Annotated in this window: 14 protein-coding genes, 1 riboswitch and 1 other annotated feature; of the genes, 10 read left to right on the forward strand and 4 right to left on the reverse strand. The window is 62.2% G+C overall.

Features of this window, described 5'->3' with window-relative positions; translation table 11 throughout:
- Positions 1–67 precede the first annotated feature (67 nt).
- A complete protein-coding gene (locus B5E65_RS00110) occupies positions 68–4,348 on the forward strand; it encodes a PolC-type DNA polymerase III (RefSeq protein WP_087169751.1) in 4,281 nt (1,426 codons plus the stop codon).
- Between the two features lie 43 nt (positions 4,349–4,391).
- Here B5E65_RS00110 and B5E65_RS00115 read toward each other — a convergent pair whose 3' ends face one another.
- Positions 4,392–5,471, reverse strand: a complete 1,080-nt coding sequence (locus B5E65_RS00115; protein WP_087169752.1) for a mechanosensitive ion channel family protein — start codon at positions 5,469–5,471, stop codon at positions 4,392–4,394.
- A 117-nt stretch (positions 5,472–5,588) separates the two neighbouring features.
- A riboswitch (FMN riboswitch) is annotated at positions 5,589–5,709 on the forward strand.
- A 136-nt stretch (positions 5,710–5,845) separates the two neighbouring features.
- On the opposite strand from B5E65_RS00115, the gene B5E65_RS00120 reads away from it, so the two are divergent.
- Positions 5,846–6,442 (forward strand): ECF transporter S component, encoded by a 597-nt coding sequence (locus tag B5E65_RS00120; RefSeq protein ID WP_087169753.1) that lies wholly within the window; start codon positions 5,846–5,848, stop codon positions 6,440–6,442.
- A 45-nt stretch (positions 6,443–6,487) separates the two neighbouring features.
- Here B5E65_RS00120 and B5E65_RS00125 read toward each other — a convergent pair whose 3' ends face one another.
- Positions 6,488–7,072 carry a helix-turn-helix domain-containing protein gene (locus tag B5E65_RS00125; protein ID WP_087169754.1) on the reverse strand — a complete coding sequence of 195 codons (585 nt, stop codon included), beginning with the start codon at positions 7,070–7,072 and terminating at the stop codon, positions 6,488–6,490.
- Positions 7,073–7,272: 200 nt separating this feature from the next.
- Between B5E65_RS00125 and secG the strand changes: the two genes are divergently transcribed.
- Together secG and rnr are read left to right on the forward strand one after the other, a co-directional pair.
- Positions 7,273–7,524, forward strand: coding sequence for a preprotein translocase subunit SecG (secG, locus tag B5E65_RS00130; RefSeq protein WP_087169755.1), 252 nt, complete (start codon positions 7,273–7,275; stop codon positions 7,522–7,524).
- A gap of 108 nt (positions 7,525–7,632) precedes the next feature.
- Entirely contained in the window at positions 7,633–9,735 is a 2,103-nt protein-coding gene (rnr, locus tag B5E65_RS00135; RefSeq protein WP_087169756.1) for a ribonuclease R, read from the forward strand.
- Between the two features lie 58 nt (positions 9,736–9,793).
- Here the strand turns inward: rnr and B5E65_RS00140 are convergent, their stop codons facing one another.
- A complete protein-coding gene (locus tag B5E65_RS00140; RefSeq protein WP_087169757.1) occupies positions 9,794–11,689 on the reverse strand; it encodes a hypothetical protein in 1,896 nt (631 codons plus the stop codon).
- On the reverse strand, positions 11,686–12,567 hold the full coding sequence (locus B5E65_RS00145; RefSeq protein ID WP_087169758.1) for a radical SAM protein: 882 nt from the start codon (positions 12,565–12,567) through the stop codon (positions 11,686–11,688). The genes B5E65_RS00140 and B5E65_RS00145 overlap by 4 nt, the downstream gene beginning before the upstream one ends.
- Positions 12,568–12,672: 105 nt before the next feature.
- Positions 12,673–12,907 (forward strand) — a binding site (T-box leader).
- Between the two features lie 63 nt (positions 12,908–12,970).
- Here B5E65_RS00145 and tyrS point away from each other — a divergent pair.
- The 6 genes from tyrS (at position 12,971) to secF (ending at position 20,733) form a co-directional block, all read left to right on the forward strand.
- On the forward strand, positions 12,971–14,203 hold the full coding sequence (tyrS, locus tag B5E65_RS00150) for a tyrosine--tRNA ligase (RefSeq protein WP_087169759.1): 1,233 nt from the start codon (positions 12,971–12,973) through the stop codon (positions 14,201–14,203).
- A 54-nt stretch (positions 14,204–14,257) separates the two neighbouring features.
- A complete protein-coding gene (locus B5E65_RS00155) occupies positions 14,258–14,953 on the forward strand; it encodes an AzlC family ABC transporter permease (RefSeq protein WP_087169760.1) in 696 nt (231 codons plus the stop codon).
- Entirely contained in the window at positions 14,943–15,269 is a 327-nt protein-coding gene (locus B5E65_RS00160; RefSeq protein WP_087169761.1) for a branched-chain amino acid transporter permease, read from the forward strand. The genes B5E65_RS00155 and B5E65_RS00160 overlap by 11 nt, the downstream gene beginning before the upstream one ends.
- 269 nt (positions 15,270–15,538) lie before the next feature.
- The gene (locus tag B5E65_RS00165) at positions 15,539–16,879 is read left to right on the forward strand and encodes a uracil-xanthine permease family protein (protein WP_087169762.1); all 1,341 of its coding nucleotides are present in this window, start codon (positions 15,539–15,541) and stop codon (positions 16,877–16,879) included.
- Between the two features lie 191 nt (positions 16,880–17,070).
- Positions 17,071–18,351 carry an aspartate aminotransferase type Ic gene (locus B5E65_RS00170; protein ID WP_343286374.1) on the forward strand — a complete coding sequence of 427 codons (1,281 nt, stop codon included), beginning with the start codon at positions 17,071–17,073 and terminating at the stop codon, positions 18,349–18,351.
- A 45-nt stretch (positions 18,352–18,396) separates the two neighbouring features.
- On the forward strand, positions 18,397–20,733 hold the full coding sequence (gene secF / locus B5E65_RS00175) for a protein translocase subunit SecF (protein WP_087169764.1): 2,337 nt from the start codon (positions 18,397–18,399) through the stop codon (positions 20,731–20,733).
- Positions 20,734–20,739 lie beyond the last annotated feature (6 nt).

A 20,739-nucleotide genomic window follows, 5' to 3' on the forward strand; every position in this document is an offset into this window, starting at 1 on the left:
TGCGCCGGGCATTGCCTTTCGCGGGCAGGCCGGGCGCACTTTTGACCAAACGAAAGGGGAGGGAAGAATGGAACGTCTGGTGTCGGAGCTCTGGCCCCAGTTTACCTCCGACGAGGAGTTCTCCCGCAGTTTTGCGGGGGTGGCGGTGCAGTCGGTGGAGCTGTTCCGCCCGCTGAACCGGGCGGTGGTGGGGCTGCACAGCGCGGCCCCGGTGGACCGGTCGCTCTGTGCCCGCCTGGGCGCGTCGCTGCAGCCGCTGTTTGCCGGGATGGAGGTGGAATGCTGCTGCCATTTTCCCTTTGAAGCCATCACCCCGGCCGAGATCTGGGGCATGGTAGAGGATCTGAAACGTCAGGACCTGCCCCTCAACGGCTTTCTGGACAAGGCCCAGATCTCCTGGGAAAACGGGGCGATCCTGTTCAAGATTCCCACCGGCACCCTGTTTCTGGAATCCATTCAGTTCCCGAAACGCCTGGCCGAGCTGATCGAAAAGCGCACCGGCTACCTGCCGGAGGTGCGTCTCGAGGGCGGGGCCTCTGTGTCGGAAAAACAGTGGGAGGAGCATATCCGCCAGAAGATGCCCGAGCCCACCTTCAAAGAGGACAAGAAGAAGCTGCCCCGCATCCCCGGCCTGGATCTTACCGACAAGCCGGTGCGCATCTTCCATGGCAAGGAGTTCAAGCCTGCCCAGCTTACCCCGCTGATCCAGCTGGGCGGCGAGGGCGGCAAGACCATGGTCTGGGGCGATGTGTTTGCCACCGAGGTCAAGGGCAGCTTCCGCAAAATTTATATCGTATCCATCACCGACTATACCGGCTCCATCAATCTGAAGATCCGCGCCCAGGAAGGGGAGGACTGCAGCAAGTGGGAGGAGCTGAAAAAGGGCACCACCCTGGTCATCAAGGGCGACTGCAGCTACGACAAGTACGAGCGCGACTATGTGCTGATTCCCTATGATGTGATGGTGGTGGAGCGCCGCAAACGGGAGGATCATGCCCCCCAGAAACGGGTGGAGCTGCATCTGCATACCAAGCTCAGCAGCATGGACGGCTTCTGCGACCCGGGCGAGATCGTGCGCACCGCCCACCGGATGGGCCACAAGGCCATCGCCATCACCGACCACGGCGTGGTGCAGGGCTACCCGGAGGCCATGCTGGCCGCCGATGCCATTCGGAAAAACGACCCGGACTTCAAGCTGATCTACGGCCTGGAAGCCTACTATGTAAACGACATGGTGCCGGTGGTCTACGGCGCCCAGGCGGCGGGCAGCCTGGACGGCAGCTTTGTGGTGTTCGACGTGGAGACCACCGGTCTGAACCCGGCGCAGGAACAGCTTACCGAGATCGGCGCGGTGCTGGTGGAAAACGGCCAGGTCACCGGCCAGTTCGGCACCTTTGTCAACCCGGGCAAGCCCATTCCGCCCCGGGTGGTGGAGCTCACCGGCATCACCGATTCCATGGTGGCCGACGCCCCCACCCCGGTGGAGTCCATCAAGCAGTTTGCCGAGTTTGCCGGCGACCGGATTCTGGTGGCCCACAACGGCCACCGGTTCGATATGCTGTACATGCGCAAAACCGCCCAGGAGGCGGGCTTTGAGCTGGAAAACGCCTACATCGACACCCTGCCCATGGCCCAGGCACTGTACCCCGGCCTGCACAACTACAAGCTGGACACGGTGAACAAGTATCTGGAAATCGAGCCCTTCAACCACCACCGGGCGGTGGACGACGCGGCCGCGCTGGCCCGCATCTTCTGCCGCATGCTGGCGGATATGAAGGAAAAGGGCATCTCCGACGTGCGCCAGATCAACACCGAACTGGGCGGCAACGGGGACGTGCTCAAGAAGAAATACAACCACCTGATCCTGCTGGTGCAGACCTCCCAGGGCTTGCGTAACCTGTACAAGATCATCAGCGAAGCCCATGTAAAATACTTCTTCAAGCGGCCCCGGGTGCCCCGCAGCCTGATCAACCGCTACCGGGAGGGCCTGCTGGTGGGCTCCGCCTGTGAAGCGGGCGAACTCTACCGCGCCGTGGTGGAGGGCCAGAGCTTTGAAGAACTGTGCAACATCGCGGAGTTCTACGATTTTCTGGAAATCCAGCCTCTGGGCAACAACGAGTATATGCTGCGGGAGCATATGGTGGACTCCATCGAAAAAATCCAGGAGTTCAACAAGACCATCATCCGGGTGGGCGAAGCGCTGCACAAACCGGTGATCGCCACCGGCGACGTACATTTCCAGGACCCGGAGGACGCCACCTACCGGGCCATCCTGCAGGCGGGCAACGGTTTTAAGGACGCGGACAATCAGGCGCCCTTGTTCTACCGCACCACCGAGGATATGCTGGACCAGTTCTCCTATCTGCCCCGGAAAAAGGCGTTTGAGATCGTGGTCACCAACCCGAACAAGATCGCCGACAGCATCGACGGCAGCATCCGGGCCATCCCCAAAGGCACCTATCCGCCCTCCATCGAGGGCGCGGAGGAGCAGCTGCGCAGCGCCACCTGGACCCACGCCAAGGAAAAATACGGCGACCCGCTGCCCGAACTGGTGGAAAAGCGGCTGCAGAAAGAGCTGGACTCCATCTGCGGCCACGGCTACGCGGTGCTGTATGTGATCGCGGTCAAACTGGTGGCCTACTCCAACGAGCACGGCTACCAGGTGGGCAGCCGTGGTTCGGTGGGCTCCTCCGCCGTGGCCCACTTCTCCGGCATCTCGGAGGTCAACAGCCTGCCGCCCCATTACCTGTGCCCCAAGTGCAAGCACAGCGAGTTCGTCACCGACGGCAGCGTGGCCGACGGCTTTGACCTGCCGGACAAAAATTGCCCCGTCTGCGGCGCCCCCATGGAGGTGGACGGCCACGACATCCCGTTTGAAACCTTCCTGGGTTTCTACGGCGACAAGGAACCGGATATCGACCTGAACTTCTCCGGCGAATACCAGAGCCATGTGCACCGGTATACCGAGGAACTGTTCGGCAAGGAGTTCGTGTTCAAGGCGGGCACCGTGTCCGGCCTGCAGGATAAAACCGCCTACGGCTATGTGCGCAAATACCTGGAAGAACGGGGCCGCATCGTGAACCACGCGGAGGAAAACCGCCTGACCCAGGGCTGCACCGGGGTCAAGCGCACCACCGGCCAGCACCCTGGCGGCATGGTGGTCGTGCCCTCCAACTATGAAATCTACGATTTCTGCCCCATCCAGCACCCGGCGGACGACAAGGAAAAGGGCGTTCTTACCACCCACTTTGAATTCAAATACCTGCACGACACCCTGCTCAAGCTGGACGAGCTGGGCCATGATGTGCCCACCATGTACAAGTATTTCGAGGACATGACCGGCATCACCATGGACAAGGTGCCCATGAACGATCCCCGGGTTATCAGCCTGCTTACCTCCACCGAGGCGCTGGGTGTTACCCCGGAGCAGATCGACAGCCAGACCGGCACCTTCGGCATCCCGGAACTGGGCACGCCTTTTGTGCGCCAGATGCTGCTGGAGGCCCAGCCCAAGAACTTCAGCGACCTGATCCAGATCTCCGGCCTGTCCCACGGTACCGACGTGTGGAACGGCAACGCCCAGGACCTGATCAAAAACGGCGTGTGCACCATTTCCGACGTTATCGGCTGCCGTGACAGCATCATGACCTACCTGCTCCATAAAGGCCTGGAACCCAAACTGGCCTTCAATATCATGGAGCTTACCCGTAAGGGCAAGGTGGCAAAGAACGGCTTCCCGGAGGGCGCGGAGGAAAAGATGAAGGAGTGCGGCGTGCCGGACTGGTACATGGACTCCTGCCGCAAGATCCAGTATATGTTCCCCAAGGCCCACGCAGTGGCCTACCTGATCGCGGCCATCCGGCTGATGTGGTTCAAGGTGTACCACCCGGCGGCGTTCTACGCGGTGTACTTCACCGTCCGGGGCGACGACATCGACTATGAGGCGGCCATCGGCGGCCAGAAGGTGGCCTGGCAGCACCTGCAGCAGGTCAATGCCCGGCTTAAAGAGGAAAAGAAAGCCAAGGACGAAGACATCCAGGTTTCGCTGCAGCTGGTCAACGAGATGCTGGCCCGGGGCTGTGAGTTCCTGCCCATCCAGCTGGGCAAGAGCCGTGCCAAGCTGTATACCCTGGAGGACGGCAAGGTCCGCCTGCCCTTCATGGCCCTGAAAGGCGTGGGCGAGTCGGCGGCCATGGCGCTGGAGAATGCCACCATCCACGGGGAGGAGTACGTCTCCGCCCAGGAGCTGCAGCAGGCCTGCGGCGTATCCACCGCGGTGATGGAATCCCTGAAATCGGTGGGCGCCTTGGGCGATCTGCCGGATACCAACCAGCTCAGCTTTTTGTAAGACAAAGAATAAGGCCCGGACGGAAACCGTCCGGGCCTTGCCTTTATTCCTGTTTCATATACACCGTCTGCGAGGGGAACGCAAACTCCGCGCCCTGCCGCTGCATGATGTCCAGAATTTCCAGATTGATCTGCTCCTGCGTGGCCAGGAACACGGCCAGATCCGGTGTTTTCACCGCGCACTGCACCAGAATGTCGATGCTGCTGGCGGAAAACCCGGTCAACCGTACCCGCACGGTGCTGCTGTCCACATCCTCCCGGGCGGACAGCATGGTCCGCAATTCCTCCATCAGGCTTTCAATGGTGGCGCGGGGGGTGTCGTAGGTGACCCCCAGCGTAAACCGCAGCATCCGCAGGGTGCGCTGGGTGGCGTTTACAATGTTGTCGGCGCACAGCTGGCTGTTGGGCACCGTTACCAGCGAGCCGTCCAGTGTGCGCACCCGGGTAGAGCGGAACCCGATATCCTCCACCGAACCCTCTACCGTGCCGGTCTGGATCCAGTCCCCCAGCGAAAAGGGCTTTTCGGTGATCAGGATCAGCCCGCTGAACAGGTTGGTGGCGCTTTCCTTGGCGGCCAGCGAAACGGTCAGGCCAGCCAGACCGAAGCCGGCCAGCAGACCGTTCACGTCAAAGTTCATCTCGCCCAGCACCATCACCACGGCAAAGCAGATCACCACGATCTTGAGAATCTTATTGATGAAGGCGGCGGCGGTTTTGTCCACCTCCACGTCCAGCTTGCCCTGCACATTCTGCACCATCATCGGCGCAATATCGCTGGAACCGATCAGCCCCCAGGCCAGCAGACCGATCAGGGCAATGCGCAGCAGCCGCAGCGCCCAGCGCAGCAGTTCGTCCAGCCAGGCATCCGGCAAAGGAAGAAAGAACAGCGCCGCATACAGCCCCAGCACCCAGATCAGCACCGGAAGCGGCTTGGAAAAGCCCTTCAGCAGGATACCGGGCAGCCGGTTCTTGCGCCGGTCCACCCGCTTCTGTGCCCAGGGCAGCAGCTTGTGCCGCACCAGGCGGCTGATCAGATAGACGACGGCGAACAATACGACCGCGCCGCCCAGCCGCAGCAGCGAGCCCGGATTTTCTGTCCAATAGGTCCGTAATGTGTCGAACAAACGAAACACCTGCCTTGCCGATTCGGAGTATTCTTCCACGATTATACCAGACCTTTCCGCTTATTGCAAAATTGTTGTTGCAATTTCTATGCAAAGCGCATATAATACTATGCAGAAAGTCTGTTTCAGGGCGGGGTGCAATTCCCCACCGGCGGTACAGCCCGCGAACATCCTGTATGGATGCCGATCTGGTGAGATTCCAGAGCCGACGGTATAGTCCGGATGAAAGAAACGGCAGGGTATCTGTACATTTGCCGCGCCCTTTTGCAATGCTTTGCAGAAGGGCGCGTTTTTTGTTTCCTCCCTGTCCACACGTTGGGGCAGCCTTTCGCAAAAATCAAACAGGGCGAAACTGCCCGGGAGGAGTACCTATCATGACTACCCATTCTGCAAGAGTCCACAAGACCGTTGTTACCGCCATGCTGGCGGCCATTGCCACCGTGCTGATGTTCCTGGACTTCAGTCTGCCCATCATCCCGTCCTTTGTCAAGATGGACGTGTCCGAACTGCCCGCCCTGCTGGCTTCTTTCAGCCTGGGGCCTGTCTCCGGCATTGTGGTCTGCCTGCTCAAGAACCTGTTTAATCTGCTGTTCCGCGGCAGCACCGGCGGCATCGGCGAAGTGTGCAACTTCCTGCTGGGCGCGTCCTTTGTGGGCGTTGCCGGTCTGATCTACAAATACAAAAAGACCCGTATGGGCGCGGTGATCGGCGCTCTGGTGGGCGCGGCGGTTATGGCTGTAATCTCCATCCCGGTCAACTACTTCATCAGCTACCCGGTGTACGCTGCCATGTTCGGCGGCATGGACAAGATCCTGGCCGCCTACAACGCCATCCGTCCCGGCTCCGATGGCCTGCTGGAATGCCTGCTGGTCTTCAACGCACCGTTCACCCTGGTCAAGGGCCTGATCGACGCGGCGCTGACCTTCCTGATCTACAAGCCGCTGAGCCCGGTTCTCCACGGCCGTCACTAAACAATAAAACGGGCGCCCCGCAGCGGGCGCCCGTTTTTTATGCGGTCACACTTTCTGGCGCATCAGGCCGTGGTGGTTGCAGTACAGGTACAGATACCCGGATTTCTGCAGCCGCAGGCGGCATTCCGCGTTTCCTTCCGGGTACAGCTTCACCAGCTGGAACCGGTCGGCCGTCACATATGCCAGAAACGAGATGCGGTGGTTTTTGGTCATCGGATGCGGTACCGACAGGAACGCTTCATCCTCCACCGGCTCCACCAGGATGCGGTGATCCTCATCGGTATCCTCCGGCTCCAGCGCCGGCAGGGTCACACCGCAGCAGCTTACCACCGCCTCTCCGGCTGCGTGGATCACATTGCCGCAAAGAGGACATACGTAAAACCGTGCCCGCAGCATGTTGCCGGCCCGGTTCCGGTTTACCACTGTCTGGCCGGAAAGCAGTTCCATCACCGAAACACCCAGCGCCGCTGCCAGCGGTTCGATCAGCGAAATGTCCGGCAATCCTTTGGCGGTCTCCCATTTGGAAACAGCCTTGGCGCTCACGTCGATCGTTTCGGCAAGCTGCGCCTGGGTAAGCCCCTTTTCCTCCCGCAGCCGCCGGATGGTGCTGCCTGTCACATAGGTGTCCATATCGTTCTCCTCCCGTTTCGGGTTGTTGTCTGCCGTAATCATAACAGGTCGGGCGGCCCCGGCACAACCTACGCTTCGTGGAGTGGAGGCAAAACCGGGCTTTTTTTGCGGTTTTTTCGTTTTTAGGTTGCAATTATCCGCCGGATATGCTACATTAAGTCTTGTATCAAACTGCGTATTCGTAAAAGGAGCGTCCATTCATGAGTATTCTTGAGATCATCAGCGGCGTTGTTCTGATCATCGCCGCCGTTGCCATCATCGTGTTCACCATGATGCAGGAGCCCAAGGGCCGCGGCCTGTCCGGCGTCATCATGGGCGGTGACAGCCAGGCCGAAGCCGGCCGCAGCCGTGGCCGCGACGCCAACCTGGCCAAGGCCACCAAGATCGCCGGTGCGGTGTTCATCGTGGTCACCATCCTGGTCGGCGTGCTGAGCGCTCACCTGGGTGCTTGATCTGTACAGGTAAAAAAGAATGGAAGGGTCCGCCGTTCGCGGGCCCTTTTGTTCGTGCCGGGCGGCAGGGGCCGTCCGACAGGGAAGAATGAGAAAGGGTAAAATTATATGTCACTGCAAACCAAGATTCTGAAAGAGATCGAAAAACGGCCCTGCCGCCTGAAAGAACTAAAAAAGCGGCTGGGCAACGATAAAAAGGTTCAGCGCACCGTGGAGGAACTGGTGTGGCGCGGAATGCTGCGCGAAAAGGACGGCGCCTATTTCCTGACCCGCACCGGCGATGCGGACAAGGCGTTCCCCTGCCGGCTGGTCAAGCTGGGCCGCCGGTTCGGTTTCGCCTCCCGCCTGGACGGGGAAGGGGATATCTTCATCCCCGGCCGCAGCCTGCTGGGCGCCATGCCCGGCGACCAGGTGCTGGTGCGTCTGTTTGACCATCCCCGGGTGGCCGGTTCTCAGGAAGGGGAGGTCGTCTCCATTCTGGAACCCCACAACACCTTTGTGGGTGAGATCGTGGAGGCGGAGGGCCGCCTGGCCCTGAAGCCGGACGTGAGCCCGGACAACCTGCTGTATATCAAAAAGAGCGCCGACGGCGGCGCCCGCCCCGGCGAAAAGGCCGCGGTGGAAATCCTGGAACGGGGCGACCATCACGCCGACCACCGGGCCGGTGTGGCCATGCGGTTCGGCAGTGCCGAACAGGCCGGCCACTGCATTGAGGCGCTTCTCTACGCCGCCGGGCTGAACCGGCGCTTCCCGGAAAAGGTCAAGGCCGAAGCCCGGACGCTGGAGAATGCCACCGTGCAGCCCGCCCAGATCCGGGGCCGTCTGGATCTGCGGGATACGCCCATTTTTACGATTGACTCTGCCTCCACCAAGGATATCGACGACGCGGTGAGCATCGAGCGTACCGCTGCCGGTTACCGGCTGGGCGTGCACATCGCGGATGTGAGCGAGTATGTCAAGCCCGGTACCGCCCTGGACGGCGAGGCCTTCCAGCGGGGCACCTCGGTGTATTTCGGCGAGAGCGTGCTGCCCATGCTGCCCCGGCAGCTGTCCAACGGTATCTGCAGCCTGAACCCCCAGGAGGAGCGCCTGGCCTTCTCCTGCATGATGGAGCTGGATGCCCGGGGCGAGATCGTGCGCTATGCCTTTGCCAAAACGGTTATCCGCAGCCGGGTCAAGGGTGTGTACGACGAGATCAATGCCCTGCTGGCCGGGCAGGGCAACGCCGAGCTGGCGGATAAATATGCGCAGGTGGCGCTGCAGCTGCCGGTTCTGGATGAGCTGTACCGTCTGCGGGCGGCCCGCCGCAAGGAGCGGGGCGGCCTGGAGATCGAGAGCGACGAGGCCAAGATCGTGCTGGACGCCAACGGCCGCTGCGTGGACGTGGTCTGCCGGGAGCGGGGCCGCAGCGAGATGATCATTGAGGAGTGCATGCTGCTGGCCAACCAGTGCGCTGCCAAAGCGGCCCGCAAGGCCAAGGCGCCCTTTGTCTACCGGGTGCACGAGAAGCCCGATGCCGAGCGACTGGAGCGTCTGCAGACCCTGCTCACCGCCTGCAATGTGAATGTGAAATTCCCGCCGGAGGGCCCTGCCCCCCGCGACTTTGCCCAGCTGCTGGACGCTACCCGCGGCCAGCCGCTGGAGCGGGCCATCCACACCGGCGTACTGCGCTGCATGTCCAAGGCCTGCTACGAGACCGCGCCCAAGGGGCATTTCGGCCTGGCGCTGGAGGACTATGCCCACTTTACCAGCCCCATCCGCCGGTACCCCGACCTGGCCATCCACCGGATCCTGAGCGATCTGATCGCCGGCGCAAGTGAGAATACCCTGAAAGAGCGGTATCAGGACTTTGCCCAGGCCGCGGCCGACCAGTCCAGCGCCCGGGAGGTGCTGGCCATGCAGACCGAGCGCAGCGCCACCAGCTGCTACAAGGCCGAGTATATGCAGGCCCGTCTGGGGCAGGAGTTCGAGGGTGTGGTCAGCGGCGTGGCCGCCCACGGCGTCTATGTGGAACTGCCCAATACCGTGGAGGGCATGCTGCGCACCGTCGAAATCTGCCAGGGTGAGCCGGTGCTCACCGACGGGGTGCGTGTCTCCGACCCCATTTCCGGCAAAAGCTGGGCGCTGGGCGATACCGTCCGGGTCAAGGTTACCCGCGTGGACATCGCGCTGGGCAATGTGGACTTTGCCCTGGCGGACGCTGCGGAATAACCTTTTATCCCAAAACAAGAAAACGCCTGTGCGGTGCTATGCACCGCACAGGCGTTTTTTACGGTTCTGTGATCTGGTAAATGCTGTACCCGTCTGCCTCGTACCATACCGGGTACCGGCTGCGGTAAAAGTTCTCGTCCAGGGCGGCGTAATCGCTGCGTTCCCAGGGGCCGATCATCACAAAATCCACCCCCAGCCGGGCCAGAAGTTCCTCGCTGGGTTCCTCATACAGCTGGCGCACCAGCTCTGCCTGACCGTAATAATCCTTGCCGTGGTAGTACACATACAGCGACGAGCCGCACACGATCTGCCGCCCGGCCAGGCTGGCCACCGGGTTCTGGTGCTGGGTGCCGGTCAGGAACACCGCGTCGGCCGGGGCGTTCTCATCCACATAGCTGCCCACCGCGGCCTCTGCCGCGCCGAACTGCTGGTATTCGCTCACCCACTCCCGGCCTATCGTGAGCACACTGCCCACGCAGCCCAGCAGAACCACCACGCTTACCAGCAGTACCCGGGCGGGCTTCTTGGGCAGCTTTGCGGCCAGCCCACAGATCAGTCCCGCCGCCAGCAGGCAGCTCAGCAGATGCCAGAAGTAGAGCAGCTTGTTGTTGTCATAGGGGTTGGGCTGGAACAGCATCACCTCTGCCAGCAGCAGGATGGCCAGCCCGCCGGCATACAGTTCCCGCAGTTTGCGCCCCGCCCACAGAAAACCGGGCACAATCAGCAGATACACCAGGCCGATGTTCTTGATATAGAACCAGAAATAGTTGTCTCCCTCGTTGGCCCAGTTCCAGTGCCATTGAAAAAAACTGCCCCCGGTCTGCCCGCCGGTCATCAGCTGGGTGAACACCAGCGGGATCCACACCACCGCCTGCGCCCCGGCCCAGGCCAGCCAGGGCAGCACCGCCGCTTTGGTGCGGGGGCCGCGGACCAGCGCAAACACAAACCCGGCCCCGGCCAGGATTACCAGCACCAGCGCCGCATGGGCCTGCAGCAGCGGCAGCGGCGCGGCCAGCAGCCACAGCCAGCCCCACAGCCGACGCTCTTGCTGCCAGGCAAACCGCCACAGCAGATACAAACAGGCAAAACCCACCGCCCAGCCGAACAGGGTGGCCCGCTGGGGCACCAGCAGGTCGGCAATGGGATTCACCCAGCGGATGTTCTCCTCCACATAGTTGGTAGGGGTCTCATAGTAGGCGGTAAAGATGCGGGTAAAGTTTTCCCATCCGCCGCCGAGAAAATACACAAACCCGAATCCGCTGCCCATGAAAAACAGCCAGTAGGCCAGGCTGGCCGCGCCGCGCCCGCCCAGCACCGACCGGCCCAGCGCCCACAGGCTGCCGAACACCGACACCAGCGCCGGGATACAGGGCAGAATATAGGCTGCTTTCAGGGAGGCACCGGTCAGCAGGAAAACGCTGCTCACCGTCTCGCTCAAATAGGGGTAGCCGAAAGCCTCGCTGCCGCTGAGCAGGGGATAGATGGGCGGAAACTGCCCCCGCACCGCAATGCTTTTGATAAAGGCCAGGTGCATGGGCAGATCGCCGTAGGTGCTCTGGCCGCACCAGTAGGCGCCGTCCCGGCCCAGCAGCACATGGGTGTGCAGCAGCCACAGGGTCACCGCCAGCAGCGGCAGCACACAGGCCAGCAGCGCCGCCAGATCCTTGCCCGGCCGGGGCAGGGCGGGTTGTTTGCCGCTTAATGTCGCCCACAGCCCCAGCCCCAGCGCCGCGGCCCCCGCCGCCAGCACCGCCGGCAGCGTAAAGCCAAGCCCCAGCGCAAACACGGCGGGCAGTCCTGCCAGCAGGGCCGTGCAGAATGCTCCGCTCAGCGGTAGCAGCACTTCCGCCCCATCCCCGGGCAGCGCCCGCCGGGCCAGCGCCCAGCCGCACCACCAGAACAGCGCCAGATAGCCAAGGCTGGCCACTGCGCCCACAAAACTCATGGTGTTCATACGCCCTCCAGATCAAACGGCGGGGTGTACTCCTCCCGCGCGCTGCTTTTTTCCTGCATATAGCCCTCGGTCAGCCCCAGATCCACCGCCCGGTCGATTACCTGGCGGTATTCCCAGGTGCTGATGCGCCGCCGCAGGTTTTTGTGCTCCGCCGCCTTGTAAAAAGGGGTGTACTGGCTCATCAGGCTGGGGATAAAACTGCCCTTCGGCAGAGCGGCCATCCAGTCCAGCACCGCCTTGGAATCCTCCAGGCAGCCCGGCAGGGCCAGGTGACGCAGAATCACGCCCCTTTGCAGGATGCCTTCCCCGTCGTACACCGGCGCGCCGGTAAGTTCCAGCATCCGGGTCACTGCTTGCTCACATACGGCAAAGTAATCCGCCGCGCCGGAATATTCCCGCGAAAGCGCCGGCGACACATACTTCACATCCGCCAGCCAGATATCCACGTAGGAGGTCAGCCGCTCCACCGTTTCCAGCGTTTCGTACCCGCCGGTGTTGTATACCACCGGCAAGGTGCAGCCCCGCCGCCGGGCCTCGTCCAGGGCGGGCAGAATCCACTCCAGCCAGGGGGTGGCGGTCACCAGATTCAGGTTATGGGCCCCCTTGGCCTGCAGTTCCAGAAAAATTTCGGTCAGCCTTTCAAGGGCAATCTCCTTGCCGAATCCCTCAGCGCTGATCTTCCAGTTCTGGCAGTAGCAGCATTTCAGCGGGCAGCCGCTGAAAAACACCGTGCCGCTGCCCCGGGCGCCGCTGATGCAGGGCTCTTCCCAGAAATGCAGCGCGGCCCGGGCCACCCGCAGGGCGCTGCCCGCCCCGCAGTACCCGGCCTGCCTTGTACGGTCGGCCCCGCAGCGGCGGGGGCAAAGTTCACATCGCAAAACCGATCCCTCCCGGACAGTTTCAAATCCCTATTACTATACCATATCCGGCTTTGCAGCGCAAAAGGCTTGACAAAACCGTCCGGCGGCGGTAAACTTTGACTATTAAATGCGGGGAAGGGAACCAGTACCTCGCCATCCACGCGGTACAGAGAAGCTCTGGCTGGTGAAAAGAGCGGCGCGCGGGCGGGGGAATACATCCCGGAGCAGCAGGCTGAACCAACAGTAGGCCGGGCCGTGTGCGCACGTTACAGCGCTAGGGTGTTGTTTGCACCCGTGAGGCCGTCGCCGTGAGGCGCCGGTGAACAGAGGTGGTACCGCGGAACTGTCCGCCCTCTGCCAATTCACATTGGCAGAGGGCGTTTTTTTGCGCCGTTTGCCGCAAAAAACAGGAGGGTAAACCATGAGAACCTACGACAATGTATTCGACATGCTCAAAGACCGTGGCCTGGTGGCCCAGTGCACCGACGAAGAAGCGGTGCGCAAGCTGCTGGGCAGCGAGAAGGTCACCTTCTACATCGGCTTTGACGCCACCGCCGACAGCCTGCATGTGGGCCATTTCCTGCAGCTGGTTGTCATGAAGCATATGCAGGACTACGGCCACCGGCCCATCGCCCTGCTGGGCGGCGGCACCACCATGGTGGGCGATCCCACCGGCAAGACCGATATGCGCAAGATGCTCACCCGGGAGGACATCCAGCACAACGCGGACTGCTTCCGCCGCCAGATGAGCAAGTTCGTGGATTTCAGCGACGGCAAGGCCCTGATGATGGACAACGCCGACTGGCTGCTGAACCTGAACTACATCGATTTCCTGCGGGAGATCGGCGTGCACTTCTCGGTGAACAAGATGCTCACCGCCGAGTGCTTCCGCACCCGTCTGGAGCGCGGGCTCTCTTTCATTGAGTTCAACTACATGCTGATGCAGAGCTACGACTTCCTGAAGCTGGCCCGCGAGACCGGCTGCAAGATGGAGTTCGGCGGCAACGACCAGTGGAGCAACATCATCGGCGGCGTGGAACTGAACCGCCGCTGCGACCAGCGGGAGGTCTACGGCCTGACCTTCACCCTGCTCACCACCAAGGAGGGCAAGAAGATGGGCAAGACCGAAAAGGGCGCTGTGTGGCTCGATCCCGAGAAAACCAGCCCCTACGAGTTCTTCCAGTACTGGCGCAACATCGACGACGCCGAGGTTCAGAACTGCCTGCGCCTGCTGACCAGCGTGGATCTGGACGAGATCGAGGCCATCGATGTGCACGACGGCAAGGCCATTAACGCCGCCAAGGAAAAACTGGCCTACGAGCTGACCAGCCTGGTGCACAGCAAGGAAGAGGCCGACAAGGCGCTGGCCACTGCCCGCAGCCTGTTCAGCGGCGCGGCCGACGCGGATCACATGCCCTCCACCACCCTGACCGCTGACCAGCTGACCGACGGCAAGATCGGCGTGCTGGATCTGCTGCTGGCGGCGGGCCTGGTGCCCAGCAAGCGGGAAGCCCGTCAGCTGATTGCCCAGGGCGGCATCCTGCTGGACGGCGAGAAGGTCACCGACCCGACCCTGACCGTTGCGGAGGAAGCTCTGCGCGGCGGCGTGGTGGTCAAGAAAGGCAAGAAGGTCTACCACAAGGTTCAGCTGTAAAAACCGGCACCCGGAGAGCGCTTCTCCGGGTGCTTTTCAAAAGGGGGAAGAGGGATGAAGCAGGAACTGCGCTATGCGCTGCGCCGCACCCTGCCGGTACTCTGCGGCTATGTGTTCCTGGGCGTGGCGTTCGGGGTGCTGCTCAGCCAGGCGGGCTACGGCTGGCCCTGGGCGCTGCTGATCAGCGGGATCGTCTACGCGGGTTCGATGCAGTTCGCGCTGGTGGGTCTGATCACCGGCGGGGCCGGGGTGCTGACCACCGCGCTGATGACCCTGGCGGTCAATGGCCGCCACCTGTTTTACGGGGTCACCTTTCTGGAACGGTTCCGCGCCATGGGCAAAGCCTGCCCCTATATGGTTTTCTCTCTGACTGACGAGACCTATTCGCTGCTGTGCAGCGAGCAGACCCCGCCGGGCCTGAACCCGGACCGCACCCTGCTGCTGATCAGCGCGCTGGACCAGCTGTACTGGGTAGCCGGCTCGGTGCTGGGCGGAATACTGGGGGCCAGCCTGCCTTTTGATGCCACCGGCATCGACTTTGCCATGACCGCTTTGTTTCTGGTGATATTTGCCGAACAGTGGCTGGCCGCCCGCCGGCACCGGCCCGCTCTGATCGGGCTGGCGGCGGGGCTTGTCTGTCTGCTGGTGCTGGGGCAGGACCGGTTTATCATCCCGGCCATGCTGGTGGCGGCGGCGCTGCTGATCCCCGGCGGCCAGCCGGCGGGGGAGGAGGCACACCATGCGTCCTGAACTTCATACGCTGCTGCTGATCCTGGTCTGCGCCGGGGTGACCATTGCTCTGCGGGCGCTGCCGTTTCTGGCGCTGGGCCGGGGCGGGCAGCCTCCCGCCCTGGTGCGCCGCCTGGGCGAGCGCCTGCCGCCAGCGGTCATGGCCATCCTGGTGGTCTACTGTTTGCGAAGCACCTCCTTTGCCGCTTTGTCCGGCTGGGTCCCGGCGCTGGCGGCGGGGGCGGCCACGGTGGCGCTGCATGTATGGCGGCGAAACACCCTGCTCAGCATCGCCGGCGGTACGCTGCTCTATATGCTGCTGATCCGCTGTTTGTAGTTTGTTGTAAAAAAAGCGCGGCAAGGGTCTTGCATCCGGCCGCGCTTTCTGGTATGATGGTTAAGATTTGAGCGGAAGGGGGCGCGCGCCATGCAGAAAAAATCCGGGATGCGCCTGTTCCGTTTTTTGGCCGCCCGGGGCGGCTTTCTTTCCGTTTTCCTTATTTAGTCAGCATACGGCATCGCCTCTTTCGGGGCGGTGCCTTTTTTATGGCGTATCTGCCTTTGGGGCAGCTGCGATAGAGATGTGAAGAGGAGAGGAGAACTTCCATGCAGAAACAAAATGAGATGACCGCCATTTACAATGTGCGGGAACTGGGCGCGGGCAAAACGCTGGTGCTGGGTGCGCAGCACACCTTCGCCATGTTCGGCGCCACCGTGCTGGTGCCGCTGCTCACCGGCCTGAACGTTTCCACCACCCTGCTGTGTGCGGGTCTGGGCACGCTGCTGTTCCACTTTATCACCGGCGGCAAGGTGCCCGCGTTCCTGGGCTCGTCCTTTGCGTTCCTGGGCGGCTTCGGCATTGTGGCCCCCATGCTGGCGGATGAAAGCGGCAACCTGACCGTTCCCAACACCGAGATGCTTCCCTACGCCTGCGGCGGCGTGGTGGCGGCCGGTCTGCTGTATCTGGTCATGAGCGGCCTGATTACCGCTTTCGGTGTGCGCCGGATCATGCGGTTCTTCCCGCCGGTGGTCACCGGTCCCATCATCATCGCCATCGGCCTGATCCTGGCCCCCTCCGCCATCAACAACTGCTCGTCCGACTGGGTGCTGGCCCTGATCGCCCTGGGCACCGTGGTGGTCTGCAACATCTGGGGCAAGGGCATGGTCAAGATCCTGCCCATCCTGATCGGTGTGGTGGTCTCCTATGTGGCGGCCCTGATCATGGGTCGGGTGGACTTCGCCGCCATCGCTTCTGCCGACTGGTTCGGTATTCCCCTCAGCACCAGCGCTATGGCCAAGTTTGACATCTCCGCCATCCTGACCATCATGCCCATCGCCCTGGCCACCATGATGGAGCATATCGGCGACATCGCCGCCATCAGTGCCACCACCGGCAAGAACTACATCCGTGCCCCGGGCCTGAACCGCACCCTGCTGGGCGACGGTCTGGCCACCAGCCTGGCCGGCTTCCTGGGCGGCCCTGCCAACACCACCTACGGCGAGAACACCGGCGTGCTGGCCCTGACCCGCATCTACGATCCGCTGGTCATGCGGATTGCCGCCTGCTTTGCCATCCTGATGAGCTTCTGCCCCAAGCTGGGCGCTGCCATCAACACCATCCCCGCTGCCATCGTGGGCGGTATCTCCTTCATCCTGTACGGCATGATCTCCGCCATCGGTGTGCGCAACGTGGTGGAGAATAAGGTGGACTTCACCAACAGCCGTAACCTGATCATCGCGGCGGTGATTCTGGTCAGCGCGCTGGGCTTCAACAGCGCCTATCCCAACGGCCTGCCCCTGTACCAGAGCGCCGAGCTGACCATCAGCCTGTCCGGCCTGGCCATTGCCGCTATCCTGGGCATCGTGATGAACGCGGTGCTGCCCGGCAACGATTATGAATTTGACAACACCGAAAAGGGTGAGCAGGGCCTGAACATGAAGGTCTGATCCTGCAAAATGTCTTCGACCCCCGCGGCAAACAACGGCCGCGGGGGTCGATTTTGCAAAAAAGGCGGCATAAACGCTTGTTTCCAACCGGGAATTGTACTATAATAAGCGGGTACGCCCGGCCGCGGGCCAAAACGCGGACGGGCGTGCGCGCATAGAGTGGGAAAAGAATCTGATTGTAGAAGGGAAAGATGATCATGGCGGATTACTTTGCAATGGATCGCGCTCAGCTGGAAGCGGAACATGCCCGGCTGATGGGTGAGTACGACTGCTACAAGGCACAGGGCCTCAAGCTGGATATGTCCCGCGGCAAGCCCTGCCCCGAGCAGCTGGACCTGTCCAAGGAAATGCTGCACATGGACAACTACATCGGCGAGGACGGTGTGGACGCCCGCAACTACGGCCTGCTGGCCGGTATGCCTGAGGCCCGGCGTTTCTTTGCCGACCTGCTGGGGGTCAGCCCGGAGGAGGTCATCGTCTGCGGCAACTCTTCCCTGGCCATGATGTACTACCTGATCGACCTGGGCTGGCGCGCCGGCTTTGTGGACAGCATCCGGCCCTGGCGTTTCTTCAACAGCATCAAGTTTTTGTGCCCCACCCCGGGCTATGACCGGCATTTCCGGGTGACCGAATACTTCGGCTTCCAGATGCTGTCGGTTCCCATGCGGGAAGACGGCCCGGATATGGACATGGTGGAGCAGCTGGTCCGTGAGGACGAAACCATCAAGGGTATCTGGTGCGTGCCGGTCTACTCCAACCCGGACGGGTATGTGTACAGCAGCGAGACGGTGGCCCGGCTGGCCCGGATGCGCACCGCCGCCCCGGACTTCAAGATCATCTGGGACGACGCCTACTGTGTCCATCACCTGACCGACGAGCAGATCGAGATCCCCAACATTCTGGAGGCCTGCAAGCGGGCGGGCAATCCCCAGCGTCCGCTGCTGTTCTGCTCCACCAGCAAGATCACCTACCCGGGCGCGGGCGTGGCGGCGGTGGCGGCCAGCGATATCAACATCCGGCACATCACCTCCAACATGGTGCCCATGATCATCAGCTACGACAAGATGAACCAGCTGCGCCATGTGCAGTTCCTCAAGAACCGCCAGGGCGTGCTGGAGCACATGAAGAAGCACCGTGCCATCCTGGAGCCCAAGTTCAACCTGGTCAAGCAGACCTTTGCCGAGCAGCTGTCCAGCTGCGGCAAGATCGCCCGCTGGACCGACCCCAAGGGCGGCTACTTCATCAGCCTGTACCTGCAGGAGGGCTGCGCCAAGCGCACCGTGCAGCTGTGCAAGGAAGCGGGCGTGGTGCTCACCGGTGCGGGTGCGGCGTTCCCCTACGGCATTGACCCGAAGGACAACCACCTGCGCATCGCCCCCACCTATCCGCAGCTGGACGAGCTGCGCACCGCTTCGCAGCTGCTGTGCATCTGCGTGCGTCTGGCCACAGTGGAAAAACTGCTGGCCGAGTAATCCGGCACTTCCGGGCCGCGGGCCCGAAAATATAGGGAGGTTCCCATGAAGAGAAAAGGCAAATCCTGGCATTTCTTCGCGGTAGCGGTCCTGATCCTGATCTTCGCCTGGACGGCGTTTTTCGGGGTCAGCTACCAGTACGGAGACACAGCCACCACCTACATCAAAGGCGCGCAGGACATCCGCTTCGGCATTGACATCCGGGGCGGCGTGGACGTGACCTTTATGCCGGCGAATGATCTGGATGCCACCCCCGAACAGCTGGAAGCCGCCAAGTCGGTTATCGAGCAGCGTCTGCTGGCGCTGAACATCACCGACAGCGAAATCTATCTGGACGAGGGCAACGACCGTATCATTGTCCGTTTCCCCTGGAAAGAGGGCGACACCGAGTTTGACCCGCAGGCGGCCATCGACGAGATCGGCACCACCGCGCATATGGTCTTCCGCAAGGGGGATACCGCCGACGGCGAGATCATCCTGGAAGGCAGCGAGGTGGAGTCCGCTTCCGCCGGCTACCAGCAGGTAAACAGCACTACGCCGGAGTATCTGGTGCAGCTGACCTTCAGCGATGAGGGCAAGTCGGCGTTTGCCGCTGCCACCACCGAGCTGGCCGGCACCGGTACCCCCATCAGCATCTGGCTGGATGACGAGTGCATCAGTGTAGCCAACGTGGAGACGGCCATCACCGATGGCCGCGCCGTGATCACCGGTAACTTCACCCAGGACGAGGTCGTTACCCTGGCCCGGCAGATCAATTCCGGCGCGCTGCCCTTCGCCCTCTCGGCGGAGAGCTACAGCACCCTGAGCCCGGTTCTGGGCGCAGGCAGCCTGGATGCGATGGTGCTGGCGGGCGTGATTGCCTTTGTGCTGATCTTCCTGTTCATGACCCTGGTTTACCGCCTGCCTGGCTTCATCGCCAGCATCGCGCTGCTGGGCCAGGTTGCCGCCACCCTGGCGGCCGTGTCCGGCTACTTCGGGGTGTTCAACAGCTTCACCCTGACCCTGCCCGGCATCGCCGGTATCATCCTGGCCATCGGCATGGGCGTTGACGCCAACGTCATCACCGCCGAGCGCATCAAGGAAGAACTGCGCGCCGGCAAGACCCTGGACGGCGCGCTGAACGCCGGCTTCAGCCGCGGTCTGGCCCCCATCGTGGACGGCAACATCACCGTGATGATCGTGGCCGTGATCCTGATGGGCTCCTTCGGCCCCACCGACAGCTTCCTGGCCAAGCTGCTGAGCCCGCTGTTCTTTGCCTTCGGGCCTTCCACCGCCGGTACGGTGTACTCCTTCGGTTACACCCTGCTGGTGGGCGTGATCCTGAACTTCTTCTTCGGCATTCTGTGCAGCCGCGTCATGCTGCGGGGTATCTCCCGCATCAAGGCCCTGCGCGACCCCTGGCTGTATGGCGCTTCCAAGAAGAACGCCGAGCCCCGTACCTGGAACTTTGTGGGCCACCGCAAGATCTTCTTCTCCATCTCCGGCGCGCTGATCGCCCTGGTGCTGGTCTGCAGCGTGGTGCTGGGCGTGGATATGGACATCCAGTTCAAGGGCGGTGCCATCCTGACCTACGGCTATGAGGGCACCATCGATCTGAACGAGGTGCGTTCCGAGGCTGAGAACGTGCTGGGCAGCGGCCTGAGCATCCAGACCGGCAGCAACGCCGCTACCGGCGACAACACCGTGATCATCACCATGCCCGGTGCTTCCAACATCAGCACCGAGCAGCTGGCTCAGCTGGACGATGCTTTGGCCGGCGCCTTTGCCGACAACAACTTCGAGCAGCTGACCGTCCGCAATGTGGATAAGGTCATCGGCAACGAGTTCCTGCAGAAGAGCCTGGTGGCCGTGGCTGCCGCTGTGGTGCTGATCCTGCTGTACATCATGGTGCGTTTCCGCAACATCGGCGGTCTGCCCGCCGGCGTGATGGCGGTCATCGCCCTGCTGATCGACCTGTGCATGGTCTACGGCGTGTTTGTGATCGGCCGTATCCCGCTGAACGCCAACTTCATTGCGGCCATGCTTACCATCCTGGGCTACTCCATCAACGACACGGTGGTCATATACGACCGTATCCGCGAGAACCGTACCCTGTATGGCAACAAGCTGGGCTTTGACGAGCTGGTCAACACCAGCATCAGCCAGAGCCTGCGCCGTTCCCTGAATACCACCATCACCACCTGCCTGGCGCTGGGTGTTGTCTGCGTGGTGTCCATCGTGTTCGGCCTGGACAGCATCTACACCTTTGCCGTGCCTCTGATGGCCGGTATGATCTCCGGTGTGTACACTTCTCTGTGCATCACCACCTCGCTGTGGGCCTTCTGGGAGCACCGCAAATCCCGCAATCCGGGCAAAGCGGCCCCCCGCGCCAAGAAAGCCTGATACCGC

The sequence above is a fragment of the Gemmiger sp. An120 genome, from assembly GCF_002160955.1.
In the GTDB taxonomy this organism is placed as follows: domain Bacteria; phylum Bacillota; class Clostridia; order Oscillospirales; family Ruminococcaceae; genus Gemmiger_A; species Gemmiger_A avium.

Coding starts and splice junctions, on each gene's coding strand:
- tyrS (WP_087169759.1), top strand. CDS start 12,971: ATGAGAACCTACGACAATGTATTCGACATGCTCAAAGACCGTGGCCTG.
- B5E65_RS00165 (WP_087169762.1), top strand. CDS start 15,539: ATGCAGAAACAAAATGAGATGACCGCCATTTACAATGTGCGGGAACTG.
- secG (WP_087169755.1), top strand. CDS start 7,273: ATGAGTATTCTTGAGATCATCAGCGGCGTTGTTCTGATCATCGCCGCC.
- B5E65_RS00140 (WP_087169757.1), bottom strand. CDS start 11,689: ATGAACACCATGAGTTTTGTGGGCGCAGTGGCCAGCCTTGGCTATCTG.
- B5E65_RS00160 (WP_087169761.1), top strand. CDS start 14,943: ATGCGTCCTGAACTTCATACGCTGCTGCTGATCCTGGTCTGCGCCGGG.
- B5E65_RS00170 (WP_343286374.1), top strand. CDS start 17,071: ATGATCATGGCGGATTACTTTGCAATGGATCGCGCTCAGCTGGAAGCG.
- secF (WP_087169764.1), top strand. CDS start 18,397: ATGAAGAGAAAAGGCAAATCCTGGCATTTCTTCGCGGTAGCGGTCCTG.
- rnr (WP_087169756.1), top strand. CDS start 7,633: ATGTCACTGCAAACCAAGATTCTGAAAGAGATCGAAAAACGGCCCTGC.
- B5E65_RS00110 (WP_087169751.1), top strand. CDS start 68: ATGGAACGTCTGGTGTCGGAGCTCTGGCCCCAGTTTACCTCCGACGAG.
- B5E65_RS00155 (WP_087169760.1), top strand. CDS start 14,258: ATGAAGCAGGAACTGCGCTATGCGCTGCGCCGCACCCTGCCGGTACTC.
- B5E65_RS00120 (WP_087169753.1), top strand. CDS start 5,846: ATGACTACCCATTCTGCAAGAGTCCACAAGACCGTTGTTACCGCCATG.
- B5E65_RS00125 (WP_087169754.1), bottom strand. CDS start 7,072: ATGGACACCTATGTGACAGGCAGCACCATCCGGCGGCTGCGGGAGGAA.